Raw genomic sequence first — 10,558 nt, forward strand, 5'->3', positions numbered from 1 at the left:
AGCAGGGACACGCGGCCGCGCACCAGACCTGCCTCGCCCATCTCGCCCGCGATGTCGCCTACGCCGTCGACACCAGCGACGATCCTGTCCCCTGGCGCCTGCAGCTCTGGCTCCAATCCGTGTTCGCTCTGGCAGAGCGCGCCACCGATCTGGCCACCTCGACGCTGGCCGCCAAACGCCGGAGCCTGGATCGCCAACTCGGCGCCATCCTCGCCACGCCGAGCCGCTGCGACCTGACCCGCGACCTGCAGGCCAAGCTCGGTCGGGCTCGCCATCAGCTCTTGGTCTTCCTCGACCATCCCGGTGCCGTCGAACCGACCAACAACGGCTCGGAACGGCTGCTGCGTCCGGCCGTGGTCCAAAGGAAGATGACCAACGGCTATCGCGCGATGTGGGCCGCTGCGGGCGAGGCCGACATCCGCACCGTGGTCGATACCGCCCGCCTCACAGGCAGCACCTCCTTCGGCACCATCCTCAAAACCGTTGGCGCCTGAACCCAGCGGTCACAGGGGTGGGTAATTACCCACCCAACTTGGTCGTAGAGCGGACCGGCAGATCCCGACCCAAATCTGCCGTAGAAGTCGCTGCGCCACGATCCAAGAAGCGGTCGTTCGTCGGTTAACGGATCCAGAAGTCGCCCTCTGCAACGAGCAGTTTCTTGCCGCTGTCCACTAAGCTCCCAAATCGCGACGTCCGCCTTTCCTAGCGGTCAAGGTTTGCAGGTCCCGCCCTACGACCCTTGGGATGGGTGGATGGCCACAGCCCGATGCTCAAGCCGAGACCGGCGCGCGCAGAAGGGTGTAAGTCTCCCGGTAACTGCGCGGCCCGATGACGGGAAGCAGTAGATTCCTGGCCCAACTCGGTATCCGTGCGGTCCGCGATAGGCGATCGGTCATCGCTTGGACATGGGCCACGCGGGGCCGGCGTAGCGCCTCGTACTCGGCACCGACCATGCCCCATTCGGTCCGCTCGGCAAGCAGCGCGGCCAGCACCAGCGCATCTTCCAGGGCGAGCGCCGCGCCCTGGGCCCAAACCGGTGCCATCGCGTGCGCGGCGTCTCCCACGAGCGCCACCCGGTTCCGGGTCCAGCTCGGAATGCGGACCTCTTTGAGCGGGGAATGATAAAGCGCTTCGGGCTGGGCCAGAACCGCATCAAGGGTGTCGCGGACGAGCGGTGGGAACGATGCAAAGGCAGTCCGGAAGGCCGCCAAGTCCTGCCCCCGTCCGGCGGTCTCGCCGACTGAGACCCAGCCGTAGACCTCGCCATGGTCGACGGGGATGAGCAGGAACAATCCGTTTGATCCAGCCCAAAGCGTCCACGCGTCAAGGCCTGGGTTCGGCGCCATGAAGCGCCAGCTCGCTGGGGCCAGCATCGCCGCTCCAAGCGCGGAAGCGCCGAACGTGTCGCTTCGAACCCGCGAGTGGACACCGTCGGCGCCGACGAGGAATCCGCCGGTTTCGGCCGTCCCATCCTGAAGCTCGACCGCGACGCCCCTCGGCATCTGCCGGACGGCGCTGATCTCAGATCCCGGCCGGAGATCGGTCGGGGGAAGGTCGAGCGTCAGGAGGCGCAGCAGGTCGGCGCGACGCACACAACGCGGGCACGCTTCTTCCCCCCAGAACGCCGCCTCGTCGATTCCGAAGAGGAGGCGCCCGCTCTCGGTGCGGTACTCGCGCCGACGGACGGGTGAGCCGATGTTGCGCAGGGCTTCGCTCAAGCCGAGCTGGCGGAGAGCTTGGACTGCGTTCCCCGGTAGGTTGATGGCGAGGCCCGCATCGGCCGGCGTCGGGCGCCGCTCCAGGGTGAGCGAGGGAATGCCGCGTCGCTGCAGCGCTCGCCGCATGGCAAGTCCGGCGATACCGCCCCCGGCGATGAGCACCCGGCCTGCTGCGCTGTCGTCCATGCTGTCTCGCCTCGTTGCCTGGCCCGTCGTCATCGTGACCGCGGCGTCGTCAAGCGCAGGGCCATGCTGGAGAAGACACCATCCCGGCGGATCAGCCCGTGCATCAGCGCGGCACCGAGATGGGCGAGGATGAGACCGAACAAGGCGTAGGCCAGCACCGTGTGAAGTGGACGCAGCCAAGCGTAGATCGTGGGATCGCGCGGCAAGATCGGCGGGAGCACCACCGCGCCGCCGAGCCCGATGGGATACCCGGCCGCCGACAGCATTGCCCAGCCGATCAGCGGTAGCCCAAGCATCAATCCGTAGAGCAGGATGTGCGAGGCGTGCGCCGCCTGTCGCTGCCAGCCTGGAAGGTCCGCCGGCAGTTCGGGCGGCGGTTGACGCCAGCGGTTGACGAGACGGAGTGCCGCGAGGATCAGGATGCCGATCCCGAGGGGACGGTGCAGCGCCACGAGGGCGTCGTAGTGCGCCAGTGAGGTCACCATCGCAACTCCGATGAACAGCATGGCCAGGATCATGCCGGCCATTGTCCAGTGCAGCAGCCGGGCCGGTCGGTTAAAGTGCGCGGTGTTGCTCACAATCCGGCTCCTGCAACTGGGGCATCGTGGACGGCACTCGGCGCCTTCGGCTCGCCGGCGCGTCGCGTGAAGGATTGCGCGTAGGCTGCCGAGCGCGCGCTGAGCAGCGGATCGTCCGATCCCGCGATGCCGACGGGCAGGACCAGGGGATCGAAGTTCACGTCGCGGCAATTGCCGCTGGCCTCCGCCTCCGTCGCGGTCACGATCACCGTCCCGAGGTCGAGGCTCGTCCGCTCGGCCGGCCAGGGACGCGTCGCGTCCGCCGTGGGATCGCCTGCTTCGCCGAGGGAGGCGACGAGGTGCCACCGCACGGGCGCCCGACGGACCGCGGACTCGAACTCGTCGAAGAGGTAATTCTTGTCCGCGCGTGCGGTCTGGGCCGCACTCTCAGCTGTGGCGGCCTGCTCCGGCACGAACGCCCAGCGAACCGGCGTTTGCGTGCCGTCTCCGGCCACGAACTGGAAGGCGTTCAAGCCCCGGAAGGTGTCGTCGGCGAACCCGGAGGTGATCGTGCGCGCCTTGATCAGGGCTGCTGCCGTCGCGCTCTCGGGGTTCGCGGCGAAGAAGGCTTTGAGTGCCTCGGGATCGGGCTTGCCCGTGGCCGGATCGGGCTTGGCGGCGAGAAGCTGGGCATAGAACGCCTCCGAGGTCCGCACCGGGAAGACCGGGATGTCGTTGTTGCCGGTGCGCCATTCCTCGCCGTCGGGAAGTTGGAAACGGAGTGCGAGGCTGCGGACCGTGGTCGATGCATCTGCTGCGTAGGGCTGGCCGCCCGCGAGCGCGATGCGCCCGGTGACCGGGGTGATCTGACCCGCCGCGAACAGCGACGCCTTCGATAGTCGCGCGCCCCGGCCGGTACTCTCGAAGCGGCCGGCTAGGCAGAGCCCCTTGGCGTGGTTACGCCGGAATCCCGGATGCGGGCCGTTGACCCGCTCGAAGCGGTCGACGATCCGAGCCTGGGTCAGGGCGCCCGGCGAGAACCAGCCGCCGACATAGGCGAAGGCCCCCGCAGCACCGACGACAAGCCCTCCGATGGCACCGAGCCGCAGGAGGACGGCGCGCGGGTTCAGAGCCGGACTAGCGCCGGTCAGGTCGTTGAGGAGGGACATAGCTGGCCTTCAGATCTTCTTCGCGGTGGCGCGGCGGATGTCATTGGCGAGTGGGTGAAGGACCACCGGGTCGGCCGCTCCTACAAGGCTGTAGCCGAGCCCGTCCTGGGCCCAGGCGTAGCCGTTCGACGTCGCGGAGATGTGCGTCTGCATCGGCGCGTCGCCGGGCACGGACATCGGCCGCATCAGCATCACGAAGCGCGCGCCGTGCCCGTCATCGTACATCAGCAGCCCGGCGGGCCCCTGCTGCGTCGCGACGAGGCGCCCGCCCATAAGGTGATAACCGGAGCTGCTAAGGTCCGGCACGCCCACCGGCCGCTTGAGCCGGGCCGAGAACCAGCCCGCGAGTTCGTCCCGGTCGGCGGCAGCGAGCTCGACGGGCCGGGTGTGGTCCGGAGCATAGACCGCGTAGTTCATGCTCGCCGCCTGGGCCAACGCTTCGATCCCAGTCGGCGCCGACGAGACCACATCGCGCAGGCCCCAGCCTCCGGCGCCGCCGAGGAGAAGAAGCAGACCGGCTGCCATCGCCTGCCAGACGGGACGTTGCGGGCGACGGCGTGCCTCGACGATCCGCGACAGGTTCAGCTGGGCAGGGACCGGCTCCGCGGCGATGGGCGCGAAGGCGGCCCGCATCTCCTCGCCGAGGGCGACGAGGCGGTCGACGCGCGCCCGCGCCTCGGGATGGTCGTTGAGATAGGTTTCGACCTCGCGCCTGCGGGCGGCATCCAGCCGCTCGTCCAAGAGGCGCTGGAGATCGTCGTCGCTGATGGGACGCATGGTCATTTCACCCTCCGCAGGAGCGGCCGCTTGGCCGGAACGGCCGCCTCCGCGCCGTCCATCAGCTGGAGCATCCGGTCTCGGGCCCGTGACAGCCGGGACATCACGGTGCCGGTCGGGATGGCGAGGATTTCCGCCGTTTCGGCGTAGGACAGGCCCTCCACCGTCACGAGGAGGAGGACGCTGCGCTGCTCCTCCGGCAGGGCATCGAGCGCGCTCATCAAGTCGCGGTGGCGAAGGCCGCTCTCCTGTGTGGGTGCCACAGCGAGGTTGGCTTCCGCCGTATCCTCGATCGGCATGTGCGCACCTCGCCGCGCGCGCTGGCGCATCTGCGTCACGGCGAGGTTGTGGAGGATGGCGAAGAGCCAGGTTCGCGTGTCGCCATCGACTTGGCGCTGGTGCCACCGACCGACGGCCCGTTCCAGGCAATCCTGGACGAGATCGTCGGCATCGGTGGGATTGCGCAGGAGAGCACGGGCGTAGCGGCGGAGGACCGGGATCAGCGGCTCGATGAGGCGCATCATGTCCGTCATGTCCGATCTCCTGGCATGGGCGGGACCCCTCCGTGCGCAAGCCAAACGATGTGAGTCTGCTCTGGGCTTGGCTTCGGAGGCATGGACGCTGCCAATCCGGGATTATTCCACGCACGCGGCGATCTTTTTCAGGCTCGCATCACGTACGCATGCTCGGTGATGTGGCTAGGAATACGAGCATCAAAATTCTTCGACGCGACCTGGAATAAGCAGCCGAAGACGTCGTCTGTCCGGCATCCCTGCTTAGCGTTGGTCGATCAGGCAGGAAATACTGGAGATTGAACATGACGATGCTCAAGACTGTTTCGGCCCTCGTTTTCGCGTCTGCCTGCACCCTTGCCGCCTTGACCGGAGCCTCCCAGGCCCGGACCGTTTCCCATCCCACCGAGGACCCGTCGACCACGGGCTCGGTCCTGCCGCAGGCGCGGTCAGCCTACTGGCTCGGCGGGATGGACACCGACAGCGGCAACGCGCGGAACCCTGCCCTTCCAGGCTATGCTCAGGGGCGCGGCCAGGAGACAGGCGGCCCCGCCCGTGAGCTGATCCCGAACTAGCCCGGCTTTCCCCGAGCGCGGACGAGCCCGCGCTCGGGAACGCTCGACACCATCCAGTCAAAGCAAATTGTTTGAGACCGGTACCGCGGTCCAGACGCAGGCATCATGCGAGCAACCGGGGACGGTCGCCCGCGCGCGGGTTCGACTGAGAGGGATGGCCAGTGTTTTGATTTTACGACCGTAACGCTCCCGCGTGCCGATGAAACGCTGCAGACATCTGCGGGAGGCAGACACTCAACAGGCGCAGCAAGGGTTAGTCGCCCTCTGAGCGCATTCCGAGGTGTCTTCTATATCTGAGCATAGCCTAATCCGTCACATCGCCGGGTTGGTAGTCTCGCTTATGAAGCGCAGACGCATCTCGATTATAGGCAAATAGCATTCGAGGACGAGGAAAAGGTGATGCAAATTCTGGCCGATCATTCCAGCTTGAGGCCACCCCCCAAAATAGCGCCTCCCTACAAATTTAACATCGGCGCTGCAGACATCGTTGTTGTCTCCGACGGGGTGCTTGATATTGGGCCTCCGGCCATCGCGTTCGGCGGCAGCCCGACGGAAGAGCTTGAACGGCGCTTGAAGCAAAATTTCTTGCCGACCAAAAGCATCACGATCCCCATGAATATCCCCGTTATCTCTATAAACGGAAGAAATGTGATTTTTGAAACTGGGATCGGATCCTCGAAAATTTTCGGGAGCAGCGGTGGCTTATTGCAGGATGGCTTGATAGCAGCTGGTATCCATCCAGGAAGCATAGACGCTGTTGTGTGCTCGCACCCTCATCCCGATCATATCGGCGGGCTGTGCGATGACAAAGGCAATCCCCAATTTCCAAATGCCACAATTTATTTGACAAAGATTGATTTTGATTATTGGACCGACGAATTATATTTTGAATCACCAATTGGTTTCGCGGTTCGGATAGCGCGAAACAACCTGCTGCCAGTGAGAAATCGGATTGCTTTCTTCAAAGACAATGAAGAATTCTTGCCGGGAATACAGGCCATTTTTACGCCAGGCCATACCGCAGGACATAGTTGCTTTCGGCTTCACTCAGGTGATGAGCAACTGTATATTATTGGCGATCTGGTGCATCATGCGGCATTGATTTTCGAAAGTCCAAACCTCAAGTTTTTTGCTGATATTGACCCGGATCAGGCAGTAAAATCAAGGATAGGCCTGCTATCAAGCATCGCTGAAACGCGCGCACGCTTATTTGCATGCCATTTTCCATGGCCTGGTTTGGGTCATGTTGCTGTCGACGGCGACGGCTTCAGATACTATCCTAGCGAAATTCGATGGTAAAATTGATTATCATCCATCAAGGCTGAGTTTCGCTACCCTCAAGGAAATGACAAGCAGGCAGTGAACCGCGCGCTCCTGAGATCCGGTGCCACCATCGGCGAGATGAACTGCGTTCGACGGCACCTCTCTGCGATCAAGGGAGGACGTCTCGCAGCGGCCTGCCATCCGGCCAAGGTCGTGACGCTCCTGATCTCGGACACGCCCGGAGACGATCCCCTCGACATCGCCTCCGGGCCGACCGTTCCCGATCCGACCACCTGCGCGGACGCGCTGGCGATCCTCGCCCGGTACCGGATCGAAGCCCCGGCGGCCGTGCAGGCGGAGCTGGAAAGCGGTGCGGGAGAGTCGGTGAAGCCCGGGGATCCGGCCCTCGCGGCACCGGACCTGCGCATGATCGCGACGCCGCTCATGGCCCTCCGGGCCGCTGCGGCATGCGCGGAGGACGTTGGCGTTGCAGCGTGCATCCTCGGCGATGCCATCGAAGGCGAGGCGCGTGAGGTCGGCCGGGTCATGGCCGGCATCGCGCGAAGCGTTGCCGAGCATGGCCTGCCGATCTCGGCGCCCTGTGTCCTGCTCTCCGGCGGGGAGACCACCGTCACCGTGCGTGAGCAAGGGCGCGGAGGCCGCAATGTCGAGTTCCTGCTGGCACTCGGTGTCGAACTCAGCGGCCACCCCCGGGTTCACGCCCTCGCCGGTGACACGGATGGCGTCGACGGCCTGGAGGAAGTCGCCGGAGCGGTGCTCGCACCGGATACGATAGCCCGGGCGGCCCGCCTCGGCCTCAGCTTGGATGCCAGCCTCGCCCGGAACGATGGTCACGGCTTCTTCGAGGCGCTTGGGGACGGGATCATCACCGGTCCGACGCTGACCAACGTGAACGACTTCCGCGCGATCCTGATCGTCTGACCCAACTCTTGCAGAGGCGGCCTTCGGGCCGAGCCCAACATGCGCCGTCACCGATACGCCAAGATCGTCGCCACCGTGGGACCGGCCTCGTCCTCGCCCGAGATGCTGAAGGCCCTGTTCCTGGCCGGCGTCGATACCTTCCGCCTCAACTTCAGCCACGGCCTGCAGGCCGACCACGCCCGGGTCCATGCCGCCATCCGCGCCCTGGAGAACGAGGTGCGCCGACCGATCGGCATCCTGCAGGATCTGCAGGGCCCCAAGATCCGTGTCGGGACCGTCCTGGGTGGCCGCTTCGACCTCATCGCCGGCGAGCGGGTGCGCTTCGTCCTCGAAGGCGCCGAGGGCGGCAAGGATGCGATCCCACTGCATCACCCGGAGATCTTCGCCGCCGTCGTACCCGGCCAGGACCTGCTCATCGACGACGGGCGCGTGCGGGTGCGCGTCACTGGCATCGAGGCCGCGGCAATCGAGGCCGAGGTGATCACCGCCGGCGCGATCTCGAACCGCAAGGGCGTAAACCTGCCGGGCACGCTGCTCGACCTCTCGCCACTGACCGCCAAGGACCGTGCCGACCTCGCCTTCGGCCTCGAACTCGGCGTGGATTGGGTGGCGCTCTCCTTCGTGCAGAAGCCCTCCGACGTCATCGAGGCGCGCGGGCTGATCGGGGACCGGGCCGGCATCATGACCAAGGTCGAGAAGCCCCAGGCCTTGGAGCGCATCGACGACATCATCCGCCTGTCCGACGCGGTGATGGTGGCGCGCGGCGACCTCGGGGTCGAGATCCCGCACGAGGACGTACCCGGGCGGCAGAAGGAGCTGATCCGCGCCTGCCGGCTCGCGGTGAAGCCCGTGGTGGTGGCGACCCAAATGCTCGATTCGATGGTCTCGGCCCCGACACCGACCCGCGCCGAGGCCTCTGATGTGGCCACCGCCATCTACGACGGGGCGGACGCGGTGATGCTGTCGGCCGAATCCGCCACGGGGCAGTACCCAGTCGAGACGGTGGCGATGATGGATCGCATCATCCGTAGCGTGGAAGGCCACAAGCTCTACCGCTCGATCATCGCGGCCACCAGTCCCGGCGAGGAGGAGACGCCGCCCCACGCGGTTGCGACGGCCACAGCCACGCTTGCCGAGGCCGTCCACGCCACTGCGATCGTCACTTACACCGCGAGCGGCACGACGGCTGCTCGTGTCGCGCGCAAGCGTCCCGCGGTGCCGATCCTGGCTTTAACGCCGAACCTTGATACCTCGCGCCGCCTCTGCCTGCTCTGGGGAGCCCACAGCGTGCAAACGGACGACATCGACTCATACGAGGAGATGACGGCCAACGCCTGCCGTCACGCTCAGGAGGAGGGCTTTGCCAAGCCCAACGACGCGATCGTCACGGCGGCCGGCATTCCGTTTCATACAACCGGCAACACCAACAACATCCGGCTGATCCAGATCTAACCCGAGTTCCGGTGCATGACGCCTATCGATCTTGCAGATCACGCGAGTTTCGAGATCGGGCTTGTTGGTCGGGCCTAGGCACCTCGGCGAGAGCGCTACGTGAGGTTCAAACCTCCATCCGAGAGCAGGATCTCCCCGGTGAGGTAGTCCGACGCCGCCAGCAATGCGACGGCCTGGGCGATGTCCTCCGGCTTGGCAGCCCGGCGCATGGGCGACCGCTCCCGCCAAAGCGCCTGGGCAGCAGTCCATTCCGCTGTCAGGGGGGTATCGACGAGCCCAGGAGCGACGGCATCCACCCGAATGTCCGGAGCCAACGATACGGCGAGCAGCCGGGTCATGTGGTTCAACGCTGCCTTCGATGCAGCATAGGGGATCGATGCACCCTTGGGTCTAACCCCGGCGTGCGAACTGACATTGACGACACAGGCTGGACGACCTCGCCGCGCGGCGTCCCGCAATGCGGTCTCGGCTTCCGCCACGAGGCGGAACGGCGCCACCACGTTGACCTCGTGCAACGCGTGCCAAATGGCCGGCGAGGCGGCCTTGAGATCGGAGTGAGGGATGACCTGGCTGATGCCGGCGTTGTTGACCAAGACATCAAGACGGCCCCACCGGGCGACGGCCTGTTGCATCAGCCTGATCCGGTCAGCGTCATCGGCCAGATCGGCCTGTATGTAGGCGGCCTTCCCGAGTTCGGCGGCCAGCGCGTGTCCCGTCGCCGCTGAACTGCGCGAGTGCAAAACGACCGCGTAGCCGTCGCTGGACAACCGACGAGCTATCGCCGCCCCAATGCCGGACGTGGACCCGGTCACGAGGGCGACGGGCGGCACATCATCGGGGACTTTGCTCAAGGACTATCCTCCATTCTGCGGTCATACGGACTCAGACCCGATGGCGAACGCGCGATGGCCGAAATAGCTCGACGCGCGGCGCTCGACGGCCAACTCGATCTCGATCCGGACAGTCTCGTCTTCATCGACGAGACGGCGGTCGCCACCAACATGGTGCGGCTCTATGGCCGATCCCCACGGGGCGAGCGCTGCCGCATCTTCGCTCCGCACGGGCACTACAAGACCACCACCGTCACCGCCGCCCTGCGCACGAGCGGCCTCGTCGCCACCACCCTGTTCGACGGAGCGACGAACGGCGGACGCTTCCTGGCTTACGTCACCGGCACCCCGGTCCCGGTGCTGAAGCGCGGCGACGCGGTCATCCTCGACAACCTGAGCGTCCACAAGGTAGCCGGCGTGCGGAAGGCCATCGAGGCGGCCGGCGCGCGTCTGCTCTACCTTCCGGCCTACAGCCCGGACTTCAACCCGTGTATGGATGGCTCCTGCGGGTCAAGGATGTCGGATCGGTTCGGGTGAACTGGTCGGTTGCGGCCATGTATACGGCGTCTGATCTGCAGCGGGATCGCTGCGCGCCCTGATGAAGTCCGCTTGGAGA

10 protein-coding genes and 2 pseudogenes are annotated in these 10,558 nt (G+C 65.8%); 6 read left to right on the top strand and 6 right to left on the bottom strand.

The genetic code is table 11. The features are described 5' to 3' along the window. Positions 1–494: transposase (locus FV226_RS25460; protein ID WP_147765118.1), on the top strand; the 494-nt coding region annotated here is incomplete at its 5' end. A gap of 276 nt (positions 495–770) precedes the next feature. On the opposite strand, the gene FV226_RS25465 is transcribed toward FV226_RS25460, so the two are convergent. From FV226_RS25465 to FV226_RS25485, 5 genes are read right to left on the bottom strand one after another with little or no spacing between them, the layout of a single operon-like run. Next, positions 771–1,904, bottom strand: a complete 1,134-nt coding sequence (locus FV226_RS25465) for an NAD(P)/FAD-dependent oxidoreductase (protein ID WP_056472974.1) — start codon at positions 1,902–1,904, stop codon at positions 771–773. Between the two features lie 29 nt (positions 1,905–1,933). Further along, entirely contained in the window at positions 1,934–2,482 is a 549-nt protein-coding gene (locus FV226_RS25470) for a cytochrome b (protein ID WP_147765119.1), read from the bottom strand. Further along, the gene (locus FV226_RS25475; protein ID WP_147765120.1) at positions 2,479–3,591 is read right to left on the bottom strand and encodes a catalase family peroxidase; all 1,113 of its coding nucleotides are present in this window, start codon (positions 3,589–3,591) and stop codon (positions 2,479–2,481) included. Before FV226_RS25475 ends, FV226_RS25470 begins: the two co-directional genes overlap by 4 nt. A gap of 9 nt (positions 3,592–3,600) precedes the next feature. Next, positions 3,601–4,368 (bottom strand): anti-sigma factor, encoded by a 768-nt coding sequence (locus FV226_RS25480; RefSeq protein ID WP_147765125.1) that lies wholly within the window; start codon positions 4,366–4,368, stop codon positions 3,601–3,603. Between the two features lie 2 nt (positions 4,369–4,370). Continuing rightward, complete coding sequence (locus FV226_RS25485) at positions 4,371–4,901, bottom strand: sigma-70 family RNA polymerase sigma factor (RefSeq protein WP_056472915.1); 531 nt, start codon at positions 4,899–4,901, stop codon at positions 4,371–4,373. 290 nt (positions 4,902–5,191) lie between these two features. On the opposite strand from FV226_RS25485, the gene FV226_RS25490 reads away from it, so the two are divergent. From FV226_RS25490 to pyk, 4 genes and pseudogenes are all read left to right on the top strand, one after another. Continuing rightward, the gene (locus FV226_RS25490; RefSeq protein WP_082511199.1) at positions 5,192–5,455 is read left to right on the top strand and encodes a hypothetical protein; all 264 of its coding nucleotides are present in this window, start codon (positions 5,192–5,194) and stop codon (positions 5,453–5,455) included. A gap of 399 nt (positions 5,456–5,854) precedes the next feature. After that, positions 5,855–6,754, top strand: coding sequence for an MBL fold metallo-hydrolase (locus tag FV226_RS25495; RefSeq protein ID WP_147765121.1), 900 nt, complete (start codon positions 5,855–5,857; stop codon positions 6,752–6,754). A gap of 48 nt (positions 6,755–6,802) precedes the next feature. After that, positions 6,803–7,660, top strand: a pseudogene (locus tag FV226_RS25500) (DUF4147 domain-containing protein); the annotation flags it as partial. A 39-nt stretch (positions 7,661–7,699) separates the two neighbouring features. Then, the gene (pyk, locus tag FV226_RS25505; protein ID WP_147765123.1) at positions 7,700–9,112 is read left to right on the top strand and encodes a pyruvate kinase; all 1,413 of its coding nucleotides are present in this window, start codon (positions 7,700–7,702) and stop codon (positions 9,110–9,112) included. 95 nt (positions 9,113–9,207) lie between these two features. On the opposite strand, the gene FV226_RS25510 is transcribed toward pyk, so the two are convergent. Continuing rightward, positions 9,208–9,963: an SDR family oxidoreductase gene (locus FV226_RS25510; RefSeq protein WP_147765124.1), complete on the bottom strand. Its 756-nt coding sequence runs from the start codon at positions 9,961–9,963 to the stop codon at positions 9,208–9,210. A gap of 66 nt (positions 9,964–10,029) precedes the next feature. Here FV226_RS25510 and FV226_RS25515 point away from each other — a divergent pair. Then, positions 10,030–10,431 (top strand): annotated as a pseudogene (locus tag FV226_RS25515) (transposase); the annotation flags it as partial. Positions 10,432–10,558 lie beyond the last annotated feature (127 nt).

The organism is Methylobacterium sp. WL12, from assembly GCF_008039475.1.
Lineage (GTDB): Bacteria > Pseudomonadota > Alphaproteobacteria > Rhizobiales > Beijerinckiaceae > Methylobacterium > Methylobacterium cerastii.